Origin of the sequence: Novosphingobium lentum NBRC 107847 (assembly GCF_001590965.1) — a bacterium.
In the GTDB taxonomy this organism is placed as follows: domain Bacteria; phylum Pseudomonadota; class Alphaproteobacteria; order Sphingomonadales; family Sphingomonadaceae; genus Novosphingobium; species Novosphingobium lentum.
In genome coordinates, this window is sequence record NZ_BCTW01000025.1 from 1 (window position 1) to 26,258 (window position 26,258).

23 protein-coding genes are annotated in these 26,258 nt (G+C 65.6%); 14 read left to right on the forward strand and 9 right to left on the reverse strand.

Annotated features, from left to right (window positions below):
• Positions 1-85: 85 nt before the first annotated feature.
• From leuS to NL2_RS18175, 9 genes are all read left to right on the forward strand, one after another.
• A complete protein-coding gene (gene leuS / locus NL2_RS18135; protein ID WP_068077390.1) occupies positions 86-2,623 on the forward strand; it encodes a leucine--tRNA ligase in 2,538 nt (845 codons plus the stop codon).
• Between the two features lie 82 nt (positions 2,624-2,705).
• Positions 2,706-3,134 carry an LPS assembly lipoprotein LptE gene (gene lptE / locus NL2_RS18140; protein WP_169799542.1) on the forward strand — a complete coding sequence of 143 codons (429 nt, stop codon included), beginning with the start codon at positions 2,706-2,708 and terminating at the stop codon, positions 3,132-3,134.
• Between the two features lie 25 nt (positions 3,135-3,159).
• A complete protein-coding gene (gene holA / locus NL2_RS18145; protein WP_068077393.1) occupies positions 3,160-4,170 on the forward strand; it encodes a DNA polymerase III subunit delta in 1,011 nt (336 codons plus the stop codon).
• Between the two features lie 226 nt (positions 4,171-4,396).
• Positions 4,397-5,803, forward strand: coding sequence for a sugar transferase (locus NL2_RS18150; RefSeq protein ID WP_245647752.1), 1,407 nt, complete (start codon positions 4,397-4,399; stop codon positions 5,801-5,803).
• Positions 5,804-5,995: 192 nt separating this feature from the next.
• Positions 5,996-6,262: a hypothetical protein gene (locus tag NL2_RS18155; RefSeq protein ID WP_068077394.1), complete on the forward strand. Its 267-nt coding sequence runs from the start codon at positions 5,996-5,998 to the stop codon at positions 6,260-6,262.
• Positions 6,263-6,484: 222 nt separating this feature from the next.
• Complete coding sequence (locus NL2_RS18160) at positions 6,485-7,816, forward strand: O-antigen ligase family protein (RefSeq protein ID WP_157083249.1); 1,332 nt, start codon at positions 6,485-6,487, stop codon at positions 7,814-7,816.
• A 147-nt stretch (positions 7,817-7,963) separates the two neighbouring features.
• Positions 7,964-8,707 (forward strand): polysaccharide biosynthesis/export family protein, encoded by a 744-nt coding sequence (locus NL2_RS18165; RefSeq protein ID WP_084356199.1) that lies wholly within the window; start codon positions 7,964-7,966, stop codon positions 8,705-8,707.
• A gap of 26 nt (positions 8,708-8,733) precedes the next feature.
• Positions 8,734-10,956 carry a GumC family protein gene (locus NL2_RS18170; protein ID WP_084356200.1) on the forward strand — a complete coding sequence of 741 codons (2,223 nt, stop codon included), beginning with the start codon at positions 8,734-8,736 and terminating at the stop codon, positions 10,954-10,956.
• A gap of 143 nt (positions 10,957-11,099) precedes the next feature.
• A complete protein-coding gene (locus tag NL2_RS18175) occupies positions 11,100-12,200 on the forward strand; it encodes a hypothetical protein (RefSeq protein ID WP_157083250.1) in 1,101 nt (366 codons plus the stop codon).
• Positions 12,201-12,227: 27 nt separating this feature from the next.
• Here NL2_RS18175 and NL2_RS18180 read toward each other — a convergent pair whose 3' ends face one another.
• The 3 genes from NL2_RS18180 to mutM form a co-directional block, all read right to left on the reverse strand.
• A complete protein-coding gene (locus NL2_RS18180; RefSeq protein WP_084356201.1) occupies positions 12,228-13,652 on the reverse strand; it encodes a methyl-accepting chemotaxis protein in 1,425 nt (474 codons plus the stop codon).
• Positions 13,653-13,832: 180 nt separating this feature from the next.
• Positions 13,833-14,888: a PLP-dependent cysteine synthase family protein gene (locus NL2_RS18185; RefSeq protein WP_068077402.1), complete on the reverse strand. Its 1,056-nt coding sequence runs from the start codon at positions 14,886-14,888 to the stop codon at positions 13,833-13,835.
• 53 nt (positions 14,889-14,941) lie between these two features.
• Positions 14,942-15,754, reverse strand: a complete 813-nt coding sequence (gene mutM, locus NL2_RS18190) for a bifunctional DNA-formamidopyrimidine glycosylase/DNA-(apurinic or apyrimidinic site) lyase (protein ID WP_068077403.1) — start codon at positions 15,752-15,754, stop codon at positions 14,942-14,944.
• Positions 15,755-15,815: 61 nt separating this feature from the next.
• Between mutM and NL2_RS18195 the strand changes: the two genes are divergently transcribed.
• The 3 genes from NL2_RS18195 to NL2_RS18205 all read left to right on the forward strand — a co-directional run bounded on the left by NL2_RS18195 (position 15,816) and on the right by NL2_RS18205 (position 19,333).
• Positions 15,816-16,565, forward strand: a complete 750-nt coding sequence (locus NL2_RS18195) for a class I SAM-dependent methyltransferase (protein WP_068077405.1) — start codon at positions 15,816-15,818, stop codon at positions 16,563-16,565.
• 72 nt (positions 16,566-16,637) lie between these two features.
• A complete protein-coding gene (gene ubiB, locus NL2_RS18200; RefSeq protein WP_068077406.1) occupies positions 16,638-18,191 on the forward strand; it encodes a 2-polyprenylphenol 6-hydroxylase in 1,554 nt (517 codons plus the stop codon).
• Positions 18,188-19,333, forward strand: coding sequence for an acyltransferase family protein (locus NL2_RS18205; RefSeq protein ID WP_245647753.1), 1,146 nt, complete (start codon positions 18,188-18,190; stop codon positions 19,331-19,333). The genes ubiB and NL2_RS18205 overlap by 4 nt, the downstream gene beginning before the upstream one ends.
• A 6-nt stretch (positions 19,334-19,339) precedes the next feature.
• Here NL2_RS18205 and NL2_RS18210 read toward each other — a convergent pair whose 3' ends face one another.
• A complete protein-coding gene (locus tag NL2_RS18210; protein ID WP_068077408.1) occupies positions 19,340-19,738 on the reverse strand; it encodes a hypothetical protein in 399 nt (132 codons plus the stop codon).
• Between the two features lie 111 nt (positions 19,739-19,849).
• Here NL2_RS18210 and coaBC point away from each other — a divergent pair, with 111 nt between their 5' ends.
• Together coaBC and dut are read left to right on the forward strand one after the other, a co-directional pair.
• A complete protein-coding gene (gene coaBC, locus NL2_RS18215; RefSeq protein ID WP_068077410.1) occupies positions 19,850-21,085 on the forward strand; it encodes a bifunctional phosphopantothenoylcysteine decarboxylase/phosphopantothenate--cysteine ligase CoaBC in 1,236 nt (411 codons plus the stop codon).
• On the forward strand, positions 21,072-21,548 hold the full coding sequence (gene dut / locus NL2_RS18220) for a dUTP diphosphatase (protein WP_068077412.1): 477 nt from the start codon (positions 21,072-21,074) through the stop codon (positions 21,546-21,548). Before coaBC ends, dut begins: the two co-directional genes overlap by 14 nt.
• A 29-nt stretch (positions 21,549-21,577) precedes the next feature.
• Here the strand turns inward: dut and NL2_RS21280 are convergent, their stop codons facing one another.
• The 5 genes from NL2_RS21280 to secB all read right to left on the reverse strand — a co-directional run bounded on the left by NL2_RS21280 (position 21,578) and on the right by secB (position 26,043).
• Positions 21,578-21,946 (reverse strand): hypothetical protein, encoded by a 369-nt coding sequence (locus tag NL2_RS21280; protein ID WP_157083252.1) that lies wholly within the window; start codon positions 21,944-21,946, stop codon positions 21,578-21,580.
• Entirely contained in the window at positions 21,927-22,664 is a 738-nt protein-coding gene (locus tag NL2_RS18225; RefSeq protein ID WP_068077415.1) for a DUF4136 domain-containing protein, read from the reverse strand. Before NL2_RS18225 ends, NL2_RS21280 begins: the two co-directional genes overlap by 20 nt.
• 160 nt (positions 22,665-22,824) lie before the next feature.
• The gene (gene trpS, locus NL2_RS18230) at positions 22,825-23,877 is read right to left on the reverse strand and encodes a tryptophan--tRNA ligase (protein ID WP_068077418.1); all 1,053 of its coding nucleotides are present in this window, start codon (positions 23,875-23,877) and stop codon (positions 22,825-22,827) included.
• Positions 23,878-23,886: 9 nt separating this feature from the next.
• Positions 23,887-25,470: a murein biosynthesis integral membrane protein MurJ gene (gene murJ, locus NL2_RS18235; RefSeq protein WP_068077421.1), complete on the reverse strand. Its 1,584-nt coding sequence runs from the start codon at positions 25,468-25,470 to the stop codon at positions 23,887-23,889.
• Positions 25,471-25,515: 45 nt separating this feature from the next.
• Positions 25,516-26,043 carry a protein-export chaperone SecB gene (secB, locus tag NL2_RS18240; RefSeq protein ID WP_068077423.1) on the reverse strand — a complete coding sequence of 176 codons (528 nt, stop codon included), beginning with the start codon at positions 26,041-26,043 and terminating at the stop codon, positions 25,516-25,518.
• Positions 26,044-26,258 lie beyond the last annotated feature (215 nt).

The following is a 26,258-nucleotide window of genomic DNA, read 5'->3' on the forward strand; positions in this document are numbered from 1 at the left end:
TCGCTGACGAAGTCAGTGGCCGGTCAACGCATTCTCACTCCCCATTCCCCTCGACAAGCCCGCCTGTCGGGCTAGAGGAGCGGGCATGACCGCAGACCGTTTCGATCCCGCCTCGGCCGACCCGCGCTGGCAGCGCGTATGGGACGAGCACCAGAGCTTTCGCGCCGACGATTCGAGCACGAAGCCGCGCAGCTATGTGCTGGAGATGTTTCCGTACCCATCGGGGCGCATCCATATCGGCCACGTGCGCAACTACACGATGGGCGACGTGCTCGCGCGCTACAAGCGGATGCGCGGGTTCGAAGTGCTGCACCCGATGGGCTGGGACGCGTTCGGCATGCCGGCCGAGAACGCCGCGATGGAAAAGGGCGTCCACCCCGGCGGCTGGACGCGCGACAACATCGCCAACATGAAGGCGCAGCTGAAACGGCTGGGCTTCGCGCTCGACTGGAGCCGCGAACTTTCCACGTGCGAGCCGGAGTATTACGGCCACGAACAGGCACTGTTCGTCGACCTGTACGAAGCCGGCCTGGTCTATCGCAAGGAATCGGCGGTCAACTGGGACCCGGTCGACCAGACCGTGCTGGCCAATGAACAGGTGATCGATGGTCGCGGCTGGCGATCGGGCGCGCTGGTCGAAAAGCGCAAGCTGAGCCAGTGGTTCCTCAAGATCACCGACTTTGCCGACGAACTGCTTGACGGGCTGGGCACGCTGGATGGCTGGCCCGAAAAGGTCCGGCTGATGCAGGAAAACTGGATCGGCAAAAGCCAGGGCGCGCAGCTGCGGTTCGCGCCAGTCGCGCCGTTTGCCGAGTCGATCGAGGTCTATTCGACCCGGCCAGACACGATCTTCGGCGCCAGCTTCATCGCCATCGCCGCCGACCATCCGATCGCGCAGGATCTGGCGCGCACATCGCCGCAAGCCGCCGCGTTCATCGAGCTGTGCAAGCAGGGCGGCACCACGGCGGCGGAAATGGAAACCGCCGAGAAGCTGGGCTTCGACACCGGCTATGCGATGGCGCATCCGCTCGATGCCGCGCGGTCGCTGCCGGTCTACATCGCCAATTTCGTGCTGATGGAATACGGCACCGGCGCGGTGATGGGCGTGCCCGCGCACGACCAGCGCGATTTCGAATTCGCGACCAAGTACGGCCTGCCGATCGTGCGGGTCGTCGCGGCTTCGCTCGACGATGCCGCCACACCGATGGGCAGCGAGGCCGAGGCGGGCGACGGCGTGCTCGTCAATTCGGGCGCGTTCGACGGGATGCGCGTGGCCGACGCCAAGGCCGCGATCATCGCGCGGGCCGAGGCCGAAGGCTGGGGCCAGGGCAAGACGGTGTGGCGCCTGCGCGACTGGGGCGTGTCGCGCCAGCGTTACTGGGGCACGCCGATCCCGTTCATCCACTGCGAGACGTGCGGCGTAGTGCCGGTGCCCAAAAGCCAGCTGCCCGTGGTGCTGCCCGAGGATGTCGATTTCCAGACGCCGGGCAACCCGCTGGTGCGCCACCCGACGTGGAAGCATGTGCCCTGCCCGCAGTGCCACGAACCCGCGCTGCGCGAGACCGACACGCTCGACACCTTCGTCAACAGTTCGTGGTACTTCCTGCGCTTTGCCAGCCAGCCCGCCGACAAGCCGTTCGACCGCGACGAGGTGGCGCGGTGGATGCCGGTGGAACAGTATATCGGCGGGATCGAGCATGCGATCCTGCACTTGCTCTACGCCCGGTTCTGGACGCGCGCGCTGGCGCGGATCGGCATGATCGACGTCAGCGAACCGTTCGCCAGCCTGTTCACGCAGGGGATGGTGACGCACGAGACGTATTCGCGCCTCGACCCCGCGAATGGCCAGCCGCTGTATTACAGCCCCGACGAGATCGACCGTGCTGCCGACACGGCCACGCTCAAGGCGGATGGTGCCCCAATCGAAATCGGCCGCGTGATCAAGATGTCCAAGTCCAAGAAGAACGTGGTCGATCCCGATGCGATCGTCGCGTTCCACGGGGCGGACGCGATCCGCTGGTTCATGCTGTCGGACAGCCCGCCCGAGCGCGACCTGCCGTGGTCGATCGCCGGGATCGAGGGCTGCTCGCGCTTCGTCCAGCGGCTGTGGCGGCTGTTCGCGCAGTTCGATCCCGCCGCGACGGGCGAGGACAAGCCGCTCGACCGCAAGCGCGACCAGACCGTGCATGCCATCGCCGGCGACATCGAGGCGCTGGGCTTCAACAAGGCGGTCGCGCGCATCTATGAACTGACCTCGGCCACCGAAAAGGCCGCGCCGTCTGCCAGCCGCAGCGCCGCGATCCGCGTCGTGCTGCTGCTGGTCGCGCCGATGATGCCGCACCTGGCGGAAGAAGCCTGGGCGACGATCGGCGCGCGGGACGGCCTGATCGCCGACGCCGCATGGCCGCCGGTCGATCCCGCGCTGCTGGTCGAGGACGAGGTGACCGTGGCGGTGCAGGTCAAGGGCAAGCTGCGCGATACGCTGATTGTGGCCAAGGGCACTGCGCGCGAGGAATTGGAACGCCTTGCCCTGGCCAGCGACAAAGTGCAGCGTGCGCTCGACGGGGCAGAAGTGAGGAAGGTGATCGTGGTGCCCGACCGGCTGGTGAACCTTGTTGCGTGACCTGACCCGCCTGCTCGCCCCGCTCGCGCTGGCTGCCCCGCTTGCTCTGGCTGTGGCGCTGTCCGCCTGCGGGCTGCAGCCAATGTATGCCGGGGGCGGCAGCGGCGTGGTGGCGCAGGGGCTGGCTGCGGTCGATGTTCCGGCGATCGAGGGGCAATCGGGCTGGCTGGTGCGCAACGCGCTGGTCGATCGGCTGGGCGCGGGCGGCAAGGCCGCGGCGCGCTACCGGCTCGACGTGCGGCTGAACGACAAGCTCGAAGGGCTGGGCCTGCTGTCCAACGACACGATCACGCGCGAGCGCCGGTCGCTGCGCGCGCGGTATCAGCTGGTCGACCTGTCCACCGGCAAGATCATGCTCGACGCGACCGCCGGGTCCGATGCCGGCATCGACGTGGTGTCGAGCGAATATGCGGTGATCGCGGCGGAGCAGACCGCGCTGGAGAACCTGTCGCACGAAGTCGCCGACCAGATCGTGACCAGCGTGGCGGTGAAGCTGCGCGCCGCGAAGTGATACGGCACGCGATGGTGCCCACCCGGTGAAGGCGACCCAGAAAAACTTCGCGTCGATGGCGCAGCGCGCGGTGCGCGAATGCCGCACGTTCTACTTCTGCGGCCCCGACGAAGCCGGCGCCAGCGACGCCGCGGCCAGGATCGCCGAACTGCTCGGCGATGCCGAACGGATCGAGTTCTCGGGCGCCGAACTCAAGCGCGACCCGGTACGGTTGGCCGACGAGGCGCGCTCGGTCTCGTTGTTCGGTGACCAGCGACAGATTCATGTGCGCTGCAACGGTGACGAGGCCTACGACGCGATCGAGGCGCTGCTCGCCAGCCCGGTGGAAGGCTGGCCGGTGTTGATCGTGGCCACCGGCGCCAGCGACAAGTCACGGCTGGCCAAGCTGCTGGGCGATCGCGGCGATGCCATGGTCACGATGTTCCACCCGCCGGACCTGAAGTCCGTCGCCCATGCCGTGCGCGACATGGCCGACGCCGCCGGGGTCAAGATCAACGGCGACCTGGCCGATCGCATCGCGCGCGCCGCCGCGCTCGACACCCGCATGGCGCGCAGCGAGATCGAGAAACTCGCGCTCTACCTCGACGCCAGCCCGCAGGCGCCGCGCAGCGCCGATGCGCACGCGTTCGACGCGATCGGCGCGACCAACGAGGACGACAGCTTCATGCCGCTGGTCAACGTCGTGCTGGGCGGGGAAGTGGGCCGGCTGTCGGGCGAACTGGCGCGGATGCGCGAGACCGCGATCAACCCCGTCGGGCTGTTGCTCGCGTTCGAACGCCGCACCGCCCAGTTGGCGCAACTTGCGGGGCGGATGGGGCGGCGCAGCGACATCGGCGCGTTCCTGGACCAGGAGCGCGTGTTCTTCCGCGACAAGGCGGACATCGCCAACCAGCTGCGGCGCTGGCGCGGTGCGCGGCTGGCGCGGCTGGTGGACCGGCTGGTCATGCTGCACCGCAACCTGCTGGCCGACAGCCGCAACGGCGAATTGCTGCTGGCGCAGGGACTGGCCGAAATCACCCGCGCTGCCGCGCGTTAAGGTTAACCGCCAAGGCGTCCGGGCACCGATCTGTTGCCGGATACAGTTAACGTTCCGACTTTAGTATTCGGTAACCATGATGTTGCGACAACGTGCTTGCCATTGTCTTGCGCCGCGATAGGGAGTGCAGCGCAACATACCTCCAAAATGAATTTAGTGGTTCGGGAACGCGCACGCGACATCGCGACAGGACCCGACGCCAAGGCAATGTCCCGGGGATCCGACGGTGGAGCACGCAGAGTCGACCATCGAACAGGCTGCAAAGGGCGCCGTCCCGCGCCGGGTGACGCTGCCGCTCGCGCCTTCGCTGGAGCGGCGCCGTCTGCAAAGCTACCTGCTGCTGCTGCTGGCCGACGGGGCGGCGATCGTCCTGGCCTTCGGCATCGTGGGATACCTCTATTTCGGAGAATGGTCCGGGGGCCGCAACATGTTGCAGGCGCAGATCCTGCTGCCGCTGTACTGGACCGCCGCGCTGGTGCTCAACGTGTACTCGCTGCCATCGCTGATCAACCTGGGGTATGGCAAGCGCCGGGCGATGCTGGCGATTTTCGCCGCGTTGACGATCACCGCGTTCGTTGCGTTCTTCGCCAAGGCGAGCGCGCAGTTTTCCCGATTTACCACCACTGCGGGCCTTTTGTTCGCGGTTGCAATGTTGCTTTACCTGCGGTCGATGCTGCAGCCGGTGATCGTGCGGCGCTGCGGCCCGACCGCGCAGAACGTGCTGTTGCTCGACGACGGCGGCGTGCCGGTGAGGATACCGCACGCCTACCATATCGATACGCGCGAACATCATCTGGTGCCCGATCTCGACAATCCCGGCATGCTCGACCGAATTGCGATGTACCTGACGAACATGGACCGGGTGATCGTTTCGTGCCCGCAGGATCGCCGGGGTGATTGGGCGTATGTGTTCAAGGGCGCCAACGTCCAGGGCGAGATCATCGACCGCGAAGTGCTGTCCCTGGGCGTGCTGGGGGCACGGCGCGGGCGCGGCTTCGGCTCTCTGGTGGTCTCTGGCGGGCCGCTGGGGTTGCGCAGCCGGGTGGCCAAACGCGGGCTCGATCTGGCCATGGCCGGTTCCGCAATGATCGTCCTGCTGCCGCTGTTCCTGGTGGTGGCGCTGGCGATCAAGCTGGAGGACGGTGGGCCGGTATTTTTCGTTCAGCAGCGCACAGGTCGCGGTAACCGGTTCTTTTCGATATATAAATTTCGCTCGATGCGCGTCGAGCGACACGATGCGAGCGGACATGTTTCGGCCAGTCGCGACGACGATCGCATCACGCGGATCGGGCGTTTGATCCGGCGCACCAGCATCGATGAACTGCCGCAGCTGCTGAACGTGATTCGCGGCGAAATGAGTCTCGTCGGCCCACGGCCCCATGCGCTGGGCTCGCTGGCGGGCGACAAGAAGTTCTGGGAAGTCGATCGCCGCTACTGGCTGCGCCATTCGCTGAAGCCGGGACTGACCGGGCTGGCGCAAGTGCGCGGACTGCGCGGCGCGACCGATTCCGAATCCGACCTGACCGATCGCCTGCAGGCGGATCTGGAATATCTCGATGGCTGGACCGTGATGCGCGACTTGCGAATCATCGCATCCACGGTGCGGGTCATCGTTCATGACCGCGCGTTCTGAAGCGCACCAAACACCCGATGTTGCACTCTCGTTGGGCAGGAACTCGTTTGGGTTCCGATGGTTAACGCCGGGTGAACCGGGCCATGTCATTCGCAGGCGCAAGGAAACCTTTGTCGCAGTGCAATATTTCGTTGAAACTGAAACGTCCTGCCATTATGGATGAAATCGAAGGCCGAATCTGGAGACGACGTAATGAAATTGACCAAGAGCATCTTGCTCGCCGTAACCACCTTTGGTTTAGTGAGCCCTTCGATTGCCAGCGCTGCTGATACGCGTTCTGCATCGTCGCTTCCCCAATCTCCGTCCTATGCTGCTGCCCCGCAGCTGTCGCGCACGTCGGCGCCGGCCCAGCAGGCCAGCGAATTCGCGCCGATCTTCTTCTTCCTGTTCTTCCTGGCCGCCGCAGCCGGTGCCTATGGCATCTACAAGGCCGTCAAGCACGACAGCCCTTCGGGCTAATCGGTTCGAACGACCATTGTTGATACGATCCTGAAAACCCGCGGCACGATGTCGCGGGTTTTTTGTTGATCCGCGACTGCCGCCGGGATTCCCCTGCTGCAGATAGGACGCAAGATTGTTGCGCGGACGGGTGCAGGCACATTTTTGCGCCGGAGAGTGGAGTTAGGCGCTATCAATTCCCCGATCAGATCAAACTGGTACGGTGTCGAGGCGGCGATCGCGGTGGCACTGGCAATGGTTCTGGGCGGGGGCGGTTCGTCCAACCCCCTGACCGAAATACTGCTCGAATCACTGCTGGCGCTGCTGCTGCTGGTCGAAGCCGGCCGGAGGTTGACGACCGGTCACGGCGCTCCGCGAATTCCCGGCGCGGCGTGGACTTTGGCGTTGCTGGCCATCGTGGTGCCGGTGATCCAGCTGGTCCCGCTGCCCACCGGCCTGTGGCATGCACTGCCTGGCCGGCAAGTCGAAATCGCCGCACTGCGTCTGGTGGGCGCCAGCGATCGATGGATGCCGCTGACGCTGGTGCCGTCGCGGACGTTTACCGCATTGCTGGCCATGGTCAGCTGCGTCGTCGTCCTGCTGCTGGCGGCCAGGCTGGCGCCCGATCACCGGCGCTGGCTGCTGGCGACGATCACGGCGGTCAGTTTCGTTTCGGTGTTGCTGGGCACGTTGCAGCTGGCATCGGGCAGCGGCGGAGGGTGGTCGATCTACTCGGAACACCACACCGGCTACCTCATCGGCTTCCAGGGCAACCGGAATGCCGAAGTCGATGTGCTCCAGATCGGCATGCTGGCGCTGGTCTCGTTTGCCGTCAGCGCCGGCGGCGGCCAGCTCGGCCGGGACCGCGGCTTGGCCCTGATCCTTGCGCCGCTGATCGCACTGCTGTGCCTCGCCGTGGTCATGACCGGGTCGCGCGGCGGAATCCTGCTCCTGCCGGTCACGCTGATCTTCGCGCTGATCATTGCCTGGCCGCGACTGGGCGCGCTGCTGGCCGGCGCGAGCCGCCATATCATCGCGATCCTGGTCCTGGCCGGAACGATGGCGGCAGCGATGGTCGCATTCATGGCCATGCGCGTGGGTGCGCTCGAACGCGTGGCAACGCGCTTCACCGCGGATGGCGACGGGCGCAAGGACCTGTGGATCGACACATGGTACGCGATCAAGCAGGTATGGCCCGCCGGCGGCGGCATCGGCAGTTTTCAGCCCATGCTGTTTGCCGCAGAACGGCTCGAGGTCGTCGATCCGAGCCTGCCGGTGCGTGCGCACAACGATTGGCTCGAATGGTTGCTGGAAGCGGGTGTTCCCGGGATCGTGGTGATGCTGGCGATTGCGGCCGCATTGATCGCCGTCACACTTCGCAGCGTGGCGGCGATGCGTGGCCGACCCGACCGACCGGTACGGCGCGCGCAAGTCTGTTTCGGGCTTGGCAGCCTGCTGATCCTGGCCTTGCACGCCTTCGTGGATTACCCGATGCGGTCGATGGCGCTGGCCAGCCTGTGCGCCGTCGCCGTAGCCATGCTGATGCCGCCTGCAACATCGGATCGCGTTCGCTAATGCAGCATTTCAGCCCTGCGCCATACCTGTTCAGGCCCGGAAACCTTGGCTTTTGGTCGCGTTCCGGACACTCGCGGTCGCGACAAATTCCGATTGCACCATTGATAAGGCGATGCGATCCATGGCAATAGCGCTCAGGGTCGGGTCATGCCCCTCAATCGCCCACTGCAAAACAAAGATATGTCACAGATGATAGCGATCAAGTTGGTCCAACGTTTCGCGCTTGGCGGTCTGGCATTGCTGGCCACCAGTGGCTGCCAATCGGCGATGCACGACAACCTCGCACAGGGTGCGCCAGCATACGAAGCCATCGCCACCCAGGCCGGATCAGCCGAACAGCTGGACCTGATTCGTATCGGCGACAAACTGAGCATCAAGGTGTTTGGCGAGCCAGATCTGACGGCCACCGAATACGTGGTCGATGATTCCGGCGCCGTGCAGGTGCCGCTGCTCGGCCCGGTCGAGGCCAAGGGCAAGTCGCCGCTGCAGTTGCGCAACGATCTGACATCGCTGCTTGGGCAGCGCTATCTGCGCAACCCGCAAGTCGCCGTAGCCATCGTGGCGCGTACCACGGCGACTTTCGTGATCGAAGGACAGGTTACCGAACCTGGAATTTACGAGGCCGGTCGCGATCTGACCTTGATTGGCGCGGTTGCGCGCGCGCGCAGCACCACGACTGTCGCCAAACTAAACCAGGTGCTGGTGTTCCGCACCATCAACGGACAGCGTGCCGGCGGACGGTTCGATATCAATGCGATCCGCGCGGGCAAGGCTCCCGATCCGCAGATCCTGGCGGGCGATACCATCGTTGTGGGCTATTCGGCCACCAGGGGCGCTTATCGCGACTTCCTGCAGACGATCCCGCTTTTCAATCTCTTCACCACTTTTTGAGTGAGAACCAGGTGAACCAAGTTCCGATGAACACGCCCGAAGCGTTCGCTCCGCGATCGGTCGGGCCAGCCACCGCGTTCGACGCGGGGGATGAGCTGGAGCAAGGCCCGCTGCAGGGGCGCTCGGCGTTCGACTTCCGCTATATTGCGGCGACCATTCGCAGCAATCTGCTGCTGATCATCGTGATCATCGCGGTTTCGATCGTCGTTGCTGTCGTTGCGACGCTGCTCGACACGCCGCGGTACACGGCGCGTGCCACCATCCAGATCAACAACGTATCCGACCGCGTTCTCAACAGCGACGCCGAAGGGCCGAATGCAGCGGATATCAATGCCGATTCCGACCGGTTTCTCCAGACCCAGCTCGACATCCTTAAAAGCAACGGTATCGCGCTGCGCGTGGCGCAAAGTCTCAAGCTGACCGGCAATCCAAGGTTTTATGCCGCTGAAGAAGTCAAGGTTCCCGTCGGCGGCGTATCCGCCTCGGATCAGCGCGACCTGTCGGTGCGCCTGTTGCAGAAGAACATGAACGTGACGCTACCCCGTGATTCAAGGATAGCGACAATCGCGTTCAATAGCACTGATCCCGAGCTTTCGGCACGGGTCGCCAATGCTTACGCGACTGAATTCATCCAGGCGAACCTGCAGCGCAAGTATGACAGTTCATCCTACGCGCGTTCTTTCATTTCCGACCAACTCGCCCAGACCAAGGATCGGCTCGAAACGTCCGAACGCGCGCTCAATGCCTATGCGCGTCAGGCCGGACTGATCCGCACTGAAAATCCTGCCAGCGGCGACACCAAGAACGGCGGCGGCGGAACGACGTCCGGTGCGAATTCGGTCACCTCGTCAAGCCTGCTACAGCTCAACACCGCAGCCAACGCCGCCAAAGCCGAACGCATCAATGCCGAAAGCCGACTGCGGGCTATCAACAGCGTGCCTTTGATGACATCGCGCGAGATCGTAGGCAACGGTGCCATCAGTTACCTGATGCAGCAAAAAGCGCTGCTTGAAGCGCAATTACAGCAAGAACGCGCAGGCCACCTTGACGACTATCCCTCGGTTGCCGCCAAGCGGGCCCAGCTTGTTGCGCTGAATCAGCAGATACACGCGCAAGCGGACAACGTCCGACAGTCGATCAAGTCGGACTACGATGCGGCGCGGACCAACGAAGCCGCGCTCACCGATCAGGTATCCAAGCTCAAGGAAGCCACGCTTTCCGAACAGGATCGCACCGTGCAGTACAGCCTTCTTGCGCGAGAGGCGGATACCAACCGGCAAGTTTACGACGGTTTGCTCCAGCGGTTCAAGGAACTGAACGCGGCAGCGGGCATCAGCGTAAGCAATCTGTCGATCGTCGACACTGCCGACACCCCCAAATTGCCGTCGTCGCCGAACCTGCTCAAGAACCTTCTTGTTGCCTTGCTGATCGGCGTTGGCTTGGCCGCAGTGACCGTATTCTTCAAAGACCAGTTCGACGACTCGATCCGCGTTCCCGAAGACGTCGAGCACAAGCTCGGACTGCCGCTGCTTGGCGTCATTCCCAAGTCCTCGGACACGCCGGACGAATCGCTGGCTGATCCGAAATCGCCGATGTCGGAAGCGTACAACTCGTTGCGCGGCTCGTTGCTGTACTCGACCCCAGGCGGCCTGCCGAACGTGATACTCGTGACCAGCGCTCAGCCAGCCGAAGGCAAGTCGACGACCAGTCATGCCATGGCCGCAGGTCTGTCTCGCATGGGGCGCAGTGTGGTCCTGATCGACGCCGACATGCGTCGTCCGTCGCTGCATCGCCGCAACGATGCCGACAACGAACGCGGCCTGTCGACGCTGCTGACGTCCAACGAACCGATCGATGACGTGCTGACCGCTTCGGACCAGCCGAACCTGAGCCTGTTGTACTCCGGACCGATACCCCCCAGCCCGACCGAGCTGATCTCGTCGCCGCGCATGGAGCATATCCTTCAGGAACTGGCGGCGAAGTTCGATGTGGTCGTGATCGACAGCCCGCCGATCCTGGGTCTTGCGGATTCGCCGACCATGGCCGCCCTGGCCGACGGCGTGGTGTTCGTGGTCGAGGCCGATCGTAGCCGTCGAGGCTCGTTGAAAGCCGCCGTGCGCCGCCTGCGCACGATGCATCCGATCATCCTTGGCGCCGTGCTGACCAAGTTCGATCCGCTCAAGTCCGGCAATCGCTATTCGGAATACTATGGCTACGAGTATTACCAGTACGCGCACAAGGATGCCTGACCATGGCGGGCACTGACCGCCCGCAATCAAGCTGGTGGCTGCCATCGCCGGCGGCAGAAGGTGCGCCCCGGGCCGGCAGGCTGTCAGCCGTAGCGACCGGTATCGCTGGCTTTGTGTTCGCGATCTGCGCCATCGGAAACGGGATGGATCGCGTCGTCGAAGATCGGCCCGAACTGGCATCCAGCGTGCCGTCGCTCTTCGCCAGCCGGTCGCTGTCGGCGCGGGCGTTCGAGCGGATCGAGGCCAGGCAGCCGCTGGCCGCGCTCACCCTGGCGCAAAGCCGGGTCCGGCACGAACCGATGGAGCCGGACAGCACCGCGGCACTCGGCGCAGCGCGTCTGCTGTCGGGCGATCAGCAGGGTGCCTACGATGCCTTTCGCGTAGCAGCGCAATTCGGGTGGCGGACCGTTCCCACCCAGCTTTACTGGCTGCAGCAGGCCACCGCACTCAAAGACTACAAAAGCGCCGCGGAACGCTTCGATGCGCTGGCCCGGCAATCGCCGTCGTGGCTGCGAGAGCGCCCGCTGATCGATCCGCTCGAACGGGATCCGCGCGGTCGGGCCGAACTTGTTGCGCGACTGGCGGAACGGCCCGGCTGGCTCGAAAACTACGCTTCGGATATGACCGACCTGCCCCGCGATGTCGTCGAGCTGCGCTATCAGGTCCTGATGGGGCTGTCGGCGAAGGGCATACAGGTCGGCTGTCACACGATCGCCCCGGCCACCTCGCAGTTGGCCCAGCTGGGATCGATGGTGGATGCCGCGCAGCTGTGGCGGGCGCATTGCCCCAGCGCAACGGGCAAGGGCGCGATCAACGACGGTTCGTTCGCGGCCGTCACGGCAGACCCAGCGCTGGCGCCCTTCGCCTGGAACCTGTCGGTCTCGGGCGACGTCGATATCGCGTTTGAACCGGCAGACCACGGCCAGAAGCTGGTCATCACTTCGACCGCGGCATTCGATCGGCCCGTGGCCAGCCAGTTGCTCGCAGCGACGCCGGGGCCTTACATCTTGCGGTGGCAGGCAACCGACCAGAACGCCAGGCCGAGCGACCGGATCCTTGCGGCACTGAGTTGCGGACCGACGGAGCCGGTGAAGTTGTCGGCAGCCACGCTGGCGCCCGATGGTCGATGGACCCTGCCGCTGTCGATCGCTCCGGCTTGCGCGGGCGAATGGTTGCGGTTTTCCATCGCAGCCGGATCGGGTTCGGTCAGCCTGTCGGACGTGACGCTCGAGCCGCGCCGGTAAGGGTTTTTCCGTTTCGAACGGAGGCGATCAGAATTCGGACCAGTCGTCCGTCGCCTCGACCAGCTTCAGTGCGGCGTTGCCGTGAGCGGACAAGGACCCCGCCGACCCGGATGCCCCCGACCCGTACGCGATCGATCGGGCGGCCGTCGACGGGGATGCGCTGGTTTTCCGCGCTGGCCGGGCCAGCCTGGCATTCTGGCTGGGCGGAGCCGATTGCCGCATTCGGTCCGACCGGCCGGTATCGAAACGGCTGACCACGTCCGACAGTTCGCGCGCTTCGTCGGTCAGCGACCGGGCGGCGGCGGTGGTCTGTTCAACCATCGCCGCGTTTTGCTGGGTCACGCGATCCATGTCGCTGACCGCGCTGTTGACTTGCTGCAGGCCCGACGCCTGCACCTGCGAATTGGAGGCGATGCCGCCGATCAGGGTGCTGATCTCACCGACCCGGCTCACGATTTTCGACAGCACCGAACCGGTCTCGCCAACCAGAACCACGCCCGCACCGACCTGTTCGCTCGACACGGTAATCAGCGCCTTGATGTCCTTGGCTGCGTCCGCGCTGCGCTGGGCCAGTGCGCGCACCTCGTTGGCGACCACGGCAAAGCCCTTGCCCGCATCGCCCGCCCGCGCCGCTTCGACGCCGGCATTGAGCGCGAGCAGGTTGGTCTGGAACGCGATACCGTCGATGACGCCGATGATCTGGCTGATTTCCTGCGCCGAACGCTCGATCGCCGACATCGCTTCGACCGCCTTGGCCACCACTGCACCGCCGTCGGTGGCCTGATGATGCGCCTCGGCTACCGACTTCTGGACTTCTGCTGCGGCAATGGCCGTGTCGTTGACGCCCTGCGTCACCTGGTTCAGTGCCGCTGAGGTTTCCTCGAGGCTGGCCGCCTGCTGCTCGTTGCGTTGCGACAGATCGTTCGACGCGGTGTGAATTTCCTGCGCCCCGATCAAAACCGAACCGGCGGTCTGGCTGACGGCCCCGATCGCCTCTGCCAGCGAATCGACCGCGCCATTGAAGTTCTGGCGAAGCGCCTCGTAGGCATCGGGAAACGGATCGTGAATCTGGCACGACAGCTCATTGTTGGACAACGACTTGAGAGCTGCGCTCAAGGGTTCGACCACGAGCTGCGGCTCCCGGCTGCGCTGCACTTCCACGACGTTGTCGCGGAAGGCAGCCATGGCCTTTGTCATCCGGCCCACGCAATCGTGGTAATCGGTGTAGCAAATGGTGTTTTCGGTGTCGCCGGCAGCGAGCCCTTCCATCCGCAAGACTGTATTCACGTAAGGCGTGCAGATCAGCTGACCCGCGATCACCACCGTGATCGCGGTGGCAATGACAGCGGCTGCGGCCGTGATGAGCAAACCGACTCCGGAACCGGTGCCGGTTACCGCCAGCGCGGTCGTGACGAGGCCGATGGATGAAATGCCCGTCAGAGCAAACAGCAATGCCTTGAACTTCGTGCGAATTGGCGCTTTTTTTCAAACCAGTTGAGCACATCGGCCTCCAGCAGCGTTCAGCCCCGGCAACGCCCGCCGCGCGCCATGGGGTAATCCACGGCTCTATATCGAAGGACCGGCGATTTATCGTTGATGGGGTAAGGCGGAGAAATACGTAACCGCTCGCAATCACGCCAAAAAGGCCGCGGTCCGTTCAGCTTCGGGCTGCCAGTCGATGCCGCATTCGGCGAGCCAGGCGTCATCGTAATACGTCGCCCCGTAGCGTTCGCCGCCATCGCACAGCAGCGTGACGATGCTGCCGGTCTCGCCTGCCGCCGCCATGTCACGCACCAGTGCCATGCACCCGACAAGATTGGTGCCGGTGGAGCCGCCCACCCGCCGGCCTAGCCGCGCCGATAGCGCGCGCATCGCGCCGATGCTGGCGTCATCCTCGACCACTGCCATGCGGTCGATCACCGTGGGCAGGAAGCTGGGCTCCACGCGCGGGCGGCCGATGCCTTCGATCCGTGAGCCGCGTCCTTCCGGCAGCGATGTGACCGTGCGATCGGCGAAATGGCGGTGGAATACCGATTGCACCGGGTCGGCCACGCACAGCCGGGTCGGCTGGCGCTGGTAGCGAATATACCGGCCGATGGTGGCCGAGGTTCCGCCCGTGCCCGCCCCGCACACGATCCATGCGGGCAGCGGATGCTCCTCGTGCGCCATCTGCGCGAAGATCGATTCGGCGATGTTGTTGTTGCCGCGCCAGTCGGTCGCGCGTTCGGCGTAGGTGAACTGGTCGAGGTAGTGCCCGCCGGTTTCGTCCGCGAGCCGGGCGGCGGCGTCATAGACGCCACGCGGATCGTCGACCGTGTGAATTTCTCCGCCGTAGAAGCGGATCGCCTCCAGCTTGGGCACGGCGGTCGACGCCGGGACCACCGCGATGAAGCGCAGGCCCAGCATCCGCGCGAAATAGGCCTCGCTGACGGCGGTCGATCCCGACGATGTCTCGATCACGCACGTATCGGGACCGATCCACGCGTTGCACAGCGCATAGAGGAACAGCGAGCGTGCCAGCCGGTGCTTGAGGCTGCCGGTGGGGTGCGAGCTTTCGTCCTTGAGATACAGTGTGATCCCGGGAAATCGGGGCAGGTCGAGGCGCACCAGATGCGTGTCGGACGAGCGGTTGTAGTCCGCCTCGATCCGCCGCACCGCTTCGCTGCACCAACCGCTGGCCGTGGTCATCGTGCGGGCTTCCTCTCGATCACGTCTGGCTCTCGATCACGTCTGGCTCTCCATCACGTCTGGCATCTTGCGCAGAAGAACGTCGACCGTCCGCCCTGCACGATCCGTTCGACAGTGCCGCCGCATGGGCAGCGATCGCCCTCACGGCCATAAACGCGCCAGTCCTTGGCGAAGTAGCCCAGCGCGCCGTCGGGCTGGGCGTAATCGCGCAAGGTCGATCCGCCCGCCGCGATCGCTTCTTCGAGCACCGTCCTGATCGCGGGGACCAGCTTGCCCAGCGCCGCGCGGCTGATCATGCCCGCCGCCTTGCGCGGATCGATCCGCGCGCGGTTGAGCGCCTCGCACACGTAGATATTGCCCAGCCCCGCCACGATCCGCTGGTCGAGCAGCAGCAGCTTGATCGCCGCGATCCGCCCGGTGAACGCCTGCGCGAGGTGGGCGGCGCTCAACCCTGGCCCGAGCGGTTCGGGCCCCAGCGCGGCGAACTGCGGCCATTGTTCCAGCGTTGCGGTATCGACCAGATCGACCGACCCGAACCGCCGCGCATCGTTGAGCGCCAGAACATGGCCACCCTCGGTTTCGATCACCAGGTGATCGTGCTTGCCGATCTGGCCCGGATCGATCCGCCAGCGACCCGACATGCCGAGGTGGAACACCATCGTCACATCGCGATCGGTGTGGATCAGCCCGTACTTGGCGCGGCGCCCCAGCCCGGTCACCCGCGCGCCGGTCATCGTCTGTACCAGCCCCGGTGGAAACGCGCGGCGCAAGTCGGTGCGATGGACCGCCACACGGGCGATCCGCTGGCCGTCGAGGACCGTGGCAAGGCCGCGGACGGTGGTTTCGACTTCGGGAAGTTCGGGCATCTCGGGGTCAGGCTGTAACAGGCTTTGCCGTCCCGGCAATTCCCCACTAAAGCGCCATGCGATGAGCGAGACCAAGAGCGATCCCGGCAGCGTGTCCTTCGGTTACGAGGACGTCACCCCCGATGAGAAAACCGCGCGCGTAGGCGCAGTGTTTTCCAATGTCGCACGCAAGTACGACATGATGAACGATGCCATGTCGGGCGGCATGCACCGGTTGTGGAAAGACCGCTTCGTGCGCCGGGTCCGCCCCCGCGCCGGCGAGGCGATCCTCGACATGGCCGGCGGCACGGGCGACATCGCGTTCCGGCTGGCCCGTTCGGGCGCCGCCGTCACCGTGTCCGACATCAACCAGGACATGCTCGACGTGGGCGTCGAACGCGCGATGGAACGCGGGATAGATGGCCTGGTGTGGTCGTGCCAGAATGCCGAGACGCTGGCGTTTCCCGATCGCAGCTTCGATGCCTATACCATCGCGTTCGGCATCCGCAACGTGACGCGGATCGACGTCGCGCTGGCCGAAGCATACCGCGTGCTGAAGCGCGGCGGACGGTTCTTCTGCCTTGAATTCTCGACCACCGAATGGCCCGGTTTCGCCGAAGCGTATGACGCCTATTCGCACCACATGGTCCCCCGGTTGGGCCAGTTGATCGCGGGCGATGCCGACAGCTATCGCTATCTGGTCGAATCGATCCGTCGCTTCCCGCCGATGAAGCAGTTCCAGACGATGATCGGGACCGCCGGGTTCAAGCACACGAAAGTCGAGCCGATTCTGGGCGGGCTGGTTGCGATCCATTCGGGCTGGAAAGTCTAGAGTGGTCAATGCGTTGATCGCGTCCGGCAAACCCGCCCGCTCGCGCGGCACCGCCGTGACGCGGACCCAATAATGACCCGCCCTGTCACCCATATTCGCCGCCTGCTCGGCTGGGGACGCGTGCTGGCGCGACATGGCGCCTTGCGCCTGCTCGAGGCGAGCCCGAACACGCCCGCCCCGGTGCGCCGGCTGTGCCGTATCGCGCGGTTCGGCACGGTCCAGCCCAAACAGCCCGACTATGCCGGGGCGTTTCGCGCGATCGGCCCCGCCGCGATCAAGCTGGGGCAGACGCTGGCGACGCGGCCCGACATCGTCGGCGAGGAAGCCGTGCGCAACCTGCTGACGCTGCAGGACAGCCTGCCGCCGGTGTCGTTCGAGCTGATCCGGCGCGAGATCGAAACGAGCTTCGAACGCCCGCTCGACACTATGTTCCGGCACATCGATCCGGTGCCGGTGGGCGCTGCCTCGATCGCGCAAGTCCATCGCGCCACCACGCTCGACGGGCGCGACGTGGCGGTCAAGGTGCTGCGTCCGGGCATCCGCGAGAAGTTCGGGCGCGACATCGACACGTACGAATGGGCCGCCGCGCACCTTGAAGCGCTGGGCGGCGAGGCGACCCGGCTGCGACCGCGCCTGACCATCGCCAATTTCAAGCGCTGGACGCTGCGCGAGCTCGACTTGCGCCGCGAAGCCGCCTCGGCCTCCGAACTCGCCGATGCGATGCACGCGTTCCCCGGCTATCGCGTTCCGGCGATCGACTGGGACCGCACCAACGGCCGCGTGCTGACGCTCGACTGGGTCGATGGGGTCAAGATCAGCGAGATCGCCGCGCTCGATGCCGCCGGGCACGATCGCAAGGAGCTGGCGCGTCGGCTCGTGCTGGCATTCCTGACGCAAGCGATCAGCGGTGGCTATTTCCACGCCGACATGCACCAGGGCAACCTGTTCGTCGAACCCGACGGCACCATCGCCGCGATCGACTTCGGCATCATGGGCCGCATCGACCGGCGCGCGCGGTCGTGGCTGGCCGAAATCCTCTACGGCCTGACCACGGGCAACTACCGCCGCGTCGCCGAAATCCATTTCGAGGCGCAGTATGTGCCGAGCTACCACTCGGTCGATGAATTCGCGACCGCCCTGCGTGCGGTGGGCGAACCGATGCGCGGTCGCCCGGTGAGCGAGCTGTCGGTCGGCCAGATGCTCGACGGATTGTTCGCGATCACCCGCGATTTCGACATGCAGACCCAGCCGCACCTGCTGCTGCTGCAGAAGACGATGGTGATGGTCGAAGGCATCGCGCAAAGCCTCGATCCCCAGATCAACATGTGGGACGTGTCCGCGCCGTTCGTGGGTGGCTGGATCCGCGACGAGCTGGGCCCCGAAGCCGCAATCGCCACGCGCCTGCGCGAAGATGGCGAGACGCTGACGCGCATCCCCGCGCTGATCCGCCGGATCGAGGACATGTTCCCGGCCAAGGGCGGCGCGCCCGAACCGCCGCCGCTGCCGCACGTCGATCTGATGTGGGATCGCAAAAAACCCGCAAGGGACTGGGGTGGTTATCTGCTGGCGCTGGCCAGCGGTGCGGCCATCGTCGCGGCGGGTTCGATGATGGGATGGTGGGGATGACCACCCGAACGCTCTCACGGCCCGATCTGCGGTTGACCAAGCGCCACTTCAACGCGTTAGACCTCACCCGCCTGCTGGCGGCGGTCGCGGTATTGTTCTGGCATTATCAGCACTTCTTCGTTCCCCCCGGGTCGGTCGAGCATATCGAGCGATCGGCGGTGGAGCCGATGCACCATGCGCTGCGCCTGTTCTACGATCATGGCGATCTGGCGGTGCAGTATTTCTGGGCGGTGTCGGGCTTCGTGTTCGCGCATGTCTATCTGGCCGACGAGGCCGCGCAGGGGCGGTTCTGGCTGGCGCGGTTTGCCCGGCTGTGGCCGCTGCACCTGCTGACGCTGGTGCTGGTGGCGCTGCTGCAATCGCTCTATTTTGCGCACAACGGCCAGTATTTCATCTACCAGTTCAACGATCTGTACCACTTCGCACTGGCCGTGCCGCTGGCGCATTTCTGGGGATTCCAGCAGAACCAGTCGTTCAACGGCCCGTCGTGGTCGCTGTCGACCGAGATCCTGGCCTATGCCGCGTTCCGGGTGTCGTTGCCGCAATTGCGCCGCACGCCGATCGCGCTGGCGGTCATCGTCGCGGCGGCGATGGCGACGATCGTGCTGCGCGGGGTCGAACACGACGCGGTGTTCACCTGCATCGGCTATTTCTTCGGCGGAGTCGCCGCCTATGCGCTGGTGCTGCGCACCGGTTACGGCCCGGCCAGGCTCGGCATTGCGAGTGCCATTCTGGTCGGCCTGGCATCGCGCGCCCACCACAGCATGGCGCTTCAGCCCGCGACCGTGCCGCTGGCGATATTCGCCGTGCTGTTCGCAGCCGTCGCGGTCGATCGGGCGGATCGCCGCGATACGTTGCGCTTCGGCAAGCGGCTGGGCGATGCCTCGTACGGCATCTACTTGTGGCACTTCCCGATCCAGCTGGTGCTCGTGCTCACGCTGTCGCCGCTCGTCGCGGTGCCGACGATCGCGCGCCAGCCGCTGTTCCTGGGATTCTTCGTCGGGCTGGCGTGCCTCGCGGGATTTGCCTCGCAGCACTGGCTCGAGCGGCCCGCGCAGCGCGCGATCCTGCGGCTGGGCGCGCGTGGCTGGCGCTCCCGGCCCGAGACGGAGAGCGACGGCGAGGCGACCGCCAAGGCCTGAAACCCTCTACTCGGTGATCTGTTCGATCGTGTGATGCGGCAGCAGGCGCCACGCCGCGAGCAGCAGCACGACGTGGAACGCTTCCACCGCCATCGGTACGAGGAAACCGGGCGCGGCGCCGTCCTTGGCCAGGCTGAAGCAGCGCACGGTCAGCGCGGTCCCGAACAGCAGCGCCGGCACCAGCAGCAGGTCGGCGTTGCGCCGCCACGCGCCCCACATCATGCACACCGCCGCCACGCCGAAGAACGCGGTGAAGTCTGCGCGCAGTACGGCCAGCCCTGCCAGCCCCTGCGGCGTCAGGCCGAAACTGCCACCCGAATTGGTCGGATCGAACAGGAAGCTGAATGCCAGGAACAGGTCGAACAGCCCGGCCAGGAAAATAAGCGCGGTCAGGATCAGGCGCATCGGTTGTCCCCTCAAAATCGTTGTTCCGCTTGTGCCCCACCACGGCGACTAGGGCAAAACAAACCCACAAGCCATTGCGCGCGAGCGGGGGGGAAGGCACAAGCGCAGGCGATGACAACCCCCACCCACCCCCGCATCCTGCTGATCGTCGGCGGCGGCATCGCGGCCTACAAGGCGTGCGAACTGGTGCGGCTGATCCGCAAGGGAGGCGGCTCGGTCACGTGCGTGCTGACCGACGGCGGCGCGCAGTTCGTCACCGCGATGACGCTGGCCGCGCTAAGCGAGAACCCGGTGCACACCACGCTGTGGGATCTGAAAAACGAAGTCGAGATGGGCCACATCCAGCTGAGCCGCGAGGCCGACCTGGTGGTGGTATGCCCGGCGACCGCCGACCTGATGGCGCGGATGGCTGCGGGAATTGCCGACGATCTGGCCACCACGCTGCTGCTCGCCACCGACAAGCCCGTGCTGGCGGTGCCCGCGATGAACATGCGGATGTGGCAGCACGCCGCCACGGTGCGCAACGTGGCGACGTTGCGCGGCATGGGCGTGACCGTGCTCGAACCCGACGAGGGCGCAATGGCCTGTGGCGAATACGGCCCCGGTCGCCTGCCCGAACCGCCCGCGATCTGGGATGCGATCCGCGCAATGACCGGCCGCGATCCGCTCGCCGCGCAGCCCGATTTCGCCTTGGCCGATCATCGGCCGCTGTATGGCCGTCATGTGCTCGTCACCGCCGGGCCGACGCACGAGCCGATCGACCCGGTACGCTACATCGCCAACCGCTCGAGCGGAAAGCAGGGCTTCGCGATCGCCGCCGCCGCCGCCGATGCGGGCGCGCGAGTGACGTTGGTGGCGGGGCCGGTCAACCTGCCCACCCCGCCCGGTGTCGAGCGCGTCGATGTCGAGACTGCGCGCGAGATGGCAGCGGCAGTGGACGCCGCGCTGCCCGCCGATGTCGCGGTGATGGTCGCCGCCGTTGCCGACTGGCGCGCGGCCGAAGATGCGCCGCACAAGCTGAAGAAAGACGGTTCGGGCCAAGTCCCGCCGCTCGCGCTGGCGGAAAACCCCGATATTCTGGCCACACTTGCCCGATCGCCGCGCCGACCGCGCCTGCTGATCGGCTTTGCCGCCGAGACGCAGGAGGTGGTCACGCATGGGCAGGCCAAGCGGCTGCGCAAGGGGGCGGACTGGATCGTCGCCAATGACGTTTCGGGAACCGTTATGGGCGGCGCCGACAATGCGGTGCACATCGTCACCGCTGCGGGCGTCGAAAGCCTGCCCGAAATGCCCAAGGACCGGGTCGCAGCTGCGCTCGTCGAAAGGATCGTCCATGCACTCGTCTGAGCCCGTCCCGGTGATGGTCAAACGGCTCGCCCATTTCGGCGACCTCGATCTGCCCGGCTATGCGACCGACGGCGCGGCGGGGATGGACGTGCTCGCGGCAGAGGACGTGGACCTCGCCCCCGGCGCGCGCCACGCGGTGGCAACCGGGCTGGCGCTGGCGATCCCCCCGGGGTTCGAGATTCAGGTCCGCCCGCGCTCGGGCCTTGCCTTGAAGCACGGCATCACCGTGCCCAACACCCCCGGCACCATCGATTCGGACTATCGCGGCGAGCTGAAGGTGATCTTGATCAACCACGGCGCGACCGACTTCGCCGTGCGCCGCGGCGACCGCATCGCGCAACTCGTGCTCGCTCCGGTGGTGCGCGCGAGCTGGCTCAAGGTCGACGAGCTGGATGAGACGCTGCGCGGCGAAGGCGGGTTCGGCTCGACCGGGGGGTTTGTCGCTCCATTCGGCGGGGGGTAGGATAAATCAAAACACCGCCGCGAAATCACTTAAATACCGTCGATGGCCACTATGTCGGGCAGTGAAGCACCGATTTCGGCAAAGTCGAATTCTGCCAGTTCCTTGCGGCAATAGAGTCGGATCAACAGCCTCGCGCGATCCTCAAACTGGAGGCTCGTCACCGTGCCCGCCGGATTTGTTCCGGGTCCGCCCAGCCTTAGGCCACGCAATCCCGAAGACGCGTCTTCGGGCTGTATGACGATGACTCCCTCTCCCGATCCCGGAAGACCACCATAGCCCGACAGTTGGAGGCCAACTACCGCCCCTCGAACTTTTCCCGTCTGACTTGGCATTGGCTGATCCCCAATCACCGATATTAAATCGGGAAGCAGCATCCGATCAATGGTCGCGGCTGACAACCTTCTTTTCGGGTGCCACCGAAATGCGCACCGTTTCGCCCGAATTGCCGGGGAAGTTGGTGAACATCGCCTCGACCAGGTTGGGCACGAGGTAGGGCAGGCGGTTGGAGCGCGAGGCCGCTTCGGCCTTGCCTTCGAACAGGCGCTTGCCGTCGGCATGGCGCTCGATCTTCATGTCGATCTCGCTGGTGTAAACCGTCACCACATCGACATCGCCATAACCGCCGCCGAAGAAGAACGGATCGTTCCATCCATAGCCCCAGGCGCCGTGGCCATAGAAACCGCCGCCGCCGAAGCCCCGGCCAAAACCGCGACCGCCGTAAAAGCCGCCGCCATACCCGCCGAACCCGCCGCCGTACCACGGCGAGAAGAACGGATCGCGGAAGCCCGTGGAATAGACCTTGTCGCGGCCCTGATCGACGCCGTAGTCGAACTTGACGATGAGATCGGCGTTGGCCGGGCTGGCGGGCGTGTAGCCCAGCCGTTGCATCTGTTGCGCCACGTAGCCGGCGTACTGCCCGAATTCGAGCCCGCCTTCATCGCGCGGATCTTCGGCGACGATGGCAAACGTCTGGCCTGCCGGCGCGGGCAGCTGGCTCTGGAACCGCGAGACTTTGGCGTCGAAGCCGGTGGTGCAGGCAGCCAGGCTGGCGAGCAGCAGCGGCACGGCGACCATGCCCTTGAAACGGGACAGTTTGTTCTTTGCAGGCAATGGCATGGTCTGGCGACTCCTGGGGGCGGGTCCCGTGCAAAACATCCCCGCACGCGACTCTATCATCATTGCCGCAGTTTGTTCCACAAGTGCTGAATGTGCGTTGAATGGTTCCTTACACCAGCCCTCGCCCCCGATGCAGTCAGCCGGGGTTCAGTCGCACAAATCAGCCCCGCACGAGGCCCAGCGCGGCATAGGCCGCTGCCAGCGTCGGTGCAGCGAGATGCCGTGCGCGCGCCGAACCTTGCGCCAGGATCGCATCGAGCGCCTCGCCATCGTGGCGCAGGGCGTTGAACCGCGCGGCGATGGGCGCAAGCTGTTCGACCAGCAATTCGCCCAGCGCCGGCTTGAACGCGCCGAAGCCCTGCCCGGCAAACTGCGCCAGCACGGCGTCCGGCTTCATCCCCGCCATCGCAGCGTAAATGCCGACGAGGTTGGCGGCTTCAGTGCGGCCTTCCAGCCCGGCCATCTCCGACGGCAGCGGCTCGGGATCGGTCTTGGCCTTGCGCACTTTCTGCATGATCGTGTCGGCATCGTCGGCCAGGTTGATGCGGCTCATTTCCGATGGATCGGACTTGCTCATCTTGGCGCTGCCGTCGCGCAAGCTCATGATCCGCGCCGCCTCGGGCGGGATGATCGGATCGGGCTGGGTGAAGATGTCCCGGCCCGGCACTTCATGGCCCTGACTGTCGGTGAAGCCCTTGGTTCCGAACGCGGAATTGAACGCTTGCGCAATATCGCGCGCCAGTTCGAGGTGCTGCTTCTGGTCCTCACCCACCGGCACGTGGGTGGCCTGGTACAGCAGCACGTCGGCGGCCTGGAGCACCGGGTACGTGAACAGCGCGACCGACTGGCCCTCGCGGTTCTTGCCCGCCTTGTCCTTCCACTGCGTCATGCGGTTGAGCCAGCCCATCCGCGCGGTGCCGTTGAGCAGCCATTGCAGCTCGGCATGCGCGGGGACTTGCGCCTGGTTGAACAGGATCGACTTGGCCGGGTCGATCCCGCAGGCGACCAGCGCGGCGGCCATCTCGCGCGTGTTGGCGGCGAGTTCTGCGGGCACGTGCGGCTGGCTGATGGCGTGCAGATCGGCGAGGAAGAACAGGCATTCGCCGCCGGTCGTGACCAGTTCATCCTGCATCCGCACCCAGTTGCGGATCGCGCCGAGGTAGTTGCCGAGGTGAAGGTTGCCCGTGGGCTGGATACCGGAAACGACACGCATGATGGAACGTCAGCCTGCTTTGCCGCGCGTGAATTGCCCGCGCAGCTCGGAAATGGAATAGGCCCCGAACAGCAGGGCCGCGATGCCATAGACGAGCCCGCCGGCCCCGCACAACAGCCCGAGCGCCAGCACGCGCTCGATCGTGCCGTGGGCCATGTGCGGATCGGCCAGCGGGTTCATGAACCACAACGCCACGCCCATCGCCGCGCCCGCCAGCAGGGTGCGCAGCGCCTTGGCCTTGAGCCGCGCGTCGAGTTCCAGCTGCCCCCGCCTGTGCAGCGTCCAATACAGCAGCACGGTGTTGACCCACGCTGAAAACGCGGTCGAGATCGCCACGCCGACATGGCCGAAGTGCCAGATCAGCGTGAGGTTGCCGACGAGGTTGAACAGCATCGAGATCACCGCGATGCGCACCGGCGTCTTGGTGTCCTGCCGCGCATAGAACCCGGGTGTGAGCACCTTGATCAGCACGTAGGCAGGCACGCCGACCGAAAACGCGGCGAGCGCGCCGGCGGCGCCATAGGTATCGACCGCCGTGAACGCGCCGTGCTGAAACACCCCGCGCACCAGCGGCACGGCGGAGATCACCAGCGCGATCGCGGCGGGCAGTGACAGGAAGAACGACAGTTCCAGCGCGCGGTTCTGCGTCGCCTGCGCGGCAACGATGTTGCCCCCGCCGATCTGGCGCGACAGCAACGGCAGGATCGCGGTGCCCACGCCGATGCCGAGCAGCCCCAGCGGCAGCTGGTTCAGTCGGTCGGCATAATAGAGGTACGACACCGCGCCCTGCGGCAGGAACCGCGCGGCGAGCGAGGTCGAGACGAGCAGGTTGAACTGGATCGCACCCTGTCCCACGGCCGCCGGGCCGATCAGCAGCAGCAGCCGCTTGACGTCGGGCGAGAGGCGCGGGGGACCCAGTTTCAGCACCACCCCCGCTTGGCGGCACGACCACACCAGCCACGCCAGCTGCATCGCGCCCGACACCGTCACCGCGATCGCCTGCGTCTCGGCCGTGGCGATCTGCGTGGTGCCGTGGAAGAACAGCAGCGCCACGATCATGCAGATGTTGAGCAGGATCGGCGCGGCGGCGTTGACCCAGAAGCGGTTGAGCGAATTGAGGATGCCGCCCAGCAGCGACACCAGGCTGATCAGCCCCAGATAAGGAAACGTGATCTGCGTCAGGTGCTTGGCCAGCGCGAACTTTTCCGGCCCGCCATCGGGAAACCCGCCGGTCATCGCCCACACCACCGGCCCGGTCAGCGCGATCATCAGCACCGTGAACGCCAGCAGGAACGGGAACAGCACCGATAGCACTTCACCGGCAAACGCCACCGCCGCCGTCTGTCCGGTGCCGTCTTCCACCGCGTCGCCCTCGGCCATGCGGCGGTTGAAGAACGGCACGAACACCGCCGCAAACGCGCCTTCGGCAAACAGCGCGCGGAACAGGTTGGGCAGCCGCCACGCGATCAGGAACGCGTCGGACGCCAGCCCCGCGCCGACGAACCGCGCCATCATCATGTCGCGCACCATGCCCAGCACGCGGCTGACCAGCGTAAGTCCGCCGATCGTGCCGGTGGCGCGCAGGATGTTCACGACCTGGCTTTCATCGATGGCGCGCCATGCAGGCGGCGATCGGGATCAGGCGTTGCCCGCCGGTTCGCCGACGCTTTCGGCCTGCCGCGCTTCGATCTGCTGCATGTACAGACCGGTGAAATCGATCGGCTCGAGCATCAGCGGCGGGTAGCCCGCATCGCGCACGGCGTCGGCCACGATGCGCCGGGCGAACGGGAACAGGATGCGCGGACCTTCGGCGAACAGGAACGGGTGCGCCTGGTCTTCGGGGATGTTGCGCATCGCGATCAGCCCGCAATAGGCCAGTTCAATGATGAACGCGGTGCCTTGCGCGCCCTTGGAGGTCACGTTGATCTTCAGTTCGATCTCGTGGATGTCGGGCCCCAGGTTGCGCGCGCCGATGTTGAAATCGACCTGCACTTGCGGTGCGTCTTCCCACTGATAGCTTTCGGGCGCATTCGGATTCTCGACCGAGAGGTCCTTCACGTACTGCGAGATGATGCCGATCGCAGGCGCGGTATCTTCGCCGTTGGCCACCGGGCCATCGGCCGCGCCGAGATCGAGATTGCTGATGATGTTGCCTTCGTCGGCCATGTCCGGTTGTGCTTTCCTGGCGGTTGCGTGGGCGCGCGACTAGCACCAAGCAACCCGCGCGGCAATCGGGTGGCGCGATGTCGGAACCGCGTGGCGCGCAGATCGCGACACGGCCCTGCCGCCTGCTTATTATTTTTGGCCGCAGGAAGGCACCTGTTCGCCGTCCACGCGTTGTTCATTTGTATTTCCTACCTATCTGAGGCAGGTTGTTTCCA

Excerpts from the sequence above, each read along its gene's own strand:
- NL2_RS18170 (WP_084356200.1), top strand. The coding sequence starts at position 8,734 with ATGAACACGCCCGAAGCGTTCGCTCCGCGATCGGTCGGGCCAGCCACC.
- secB (WP_068077423.1), bottom strand. The coding sequence starts at position 26,043 with ATGGCCGACGAAGGCAACATCATCAGCAATCTCGATCTCGGCGCGGCC.
- NL2_RS18210 (WP_068077408.1), bottom strand. The coding sequence starts at position 19,738 with ATGCGCCTGATCCTGACCGCGCTTATTTTCCTGGCCGGGCTGTTCGAC.
- ubiB (WP_068077406.1), top strand. The coding sequence starts at position 16,638 with ATGACCCGCCCTGTCACCCATATTCGCCGCCTGCTCGGCTGGGGACGC.
- leuS (WP_068077390.1), top strand. The coding sequence starts at position 86 with ATGACCGCAGACCGTTTCGATCCCGCCTCGGCCGACCCGCGCTGGCAG.
- trpS (WP_068077418.1), bottom strand. The coding sequence starts at position 23,877 with ATGCGTGTCGTTTCCGGTATCCAGCCCACGGGCAACCTTCACCTCGGC.
- NL2_RS18165 (WP_084356199.1), top strand. The coding sequence starts at position 7,964 with ATGCCCCTCAATCGCCCACTGCAAAACAAAGATATGTCACAGATGATA.
- lptE (WP_169799542.1), top strand. The coding sequence starts at position 2,706 with ATGTATGCCGGGGGCGGCAGCGGCGTGGTGGCGCAGGGGCTGGCTGCG.
- NL2_RS18225 (WP_068077415.1), bottom strand. The coding sequence starts at position 22,664 with ATGCCATTGCCTGCAAAGAACAAACTGTCCCGTTTCAAGGGCATGGTC.
- NL2_RS18155 (WP_068077394.1), top strand. The coding sequence starts at position 5,996 with ATGAAATTGACCAAGAGCATCTTGCTCGCCGTAACCACCTTTGGTTTA.
- NL2_RS18175 (WP_157083250.1), top strand. The coding sequence starts at position 11,100 with ATGGATCGCGTCGTCGAAGATCGGCCCGAACTGGCATCCAGCGTGCCG.
- coaBC (WP_068077410.1), top strand. The coding sequence starts at position 19,850 with ATGACAACCCCCACCCACCCCCGCATCCTGCTGATCGTCGGCGGCGGC.
- NL2_RS18185 (WP_068077402.1), bottom strand. The coding sequence starts at position 14,888 with ATGACCACGGCCAGCGGTTGGTGCAGCGAAGCGGTGCGGCGGATCGAG.
- mutM (WP_068077403.1), bottom strand. The coding sequence starts at position 15,754 with ATGCCCGAACTTCCCGAAGTCGAAACCACCGTCCGCGGCCTTGCCACG.
- NL2_RS18205 (WP_245647753.1), top strand. The coding sequence starts at position 18,188 with ATGACCACCCGAACGCTCTCACGGCCCGATCTGCGGTTGACCAAGCGC.
- dut (WP_068077412.1), top strand. The coding sequence starts at position 21,072 with ATGCACTCGTCTGAGCCCGTCCCGGTGATGGTCAAACGGCTCGCCCAT.
- NL2_RS18195 (WP_068077405.1), top strand. The coding sequence starts at position 15,816 with ATGAGCGAGACCAAGAGCGATCCCGGCAGCGTGTCCTTCGGTTACGAG.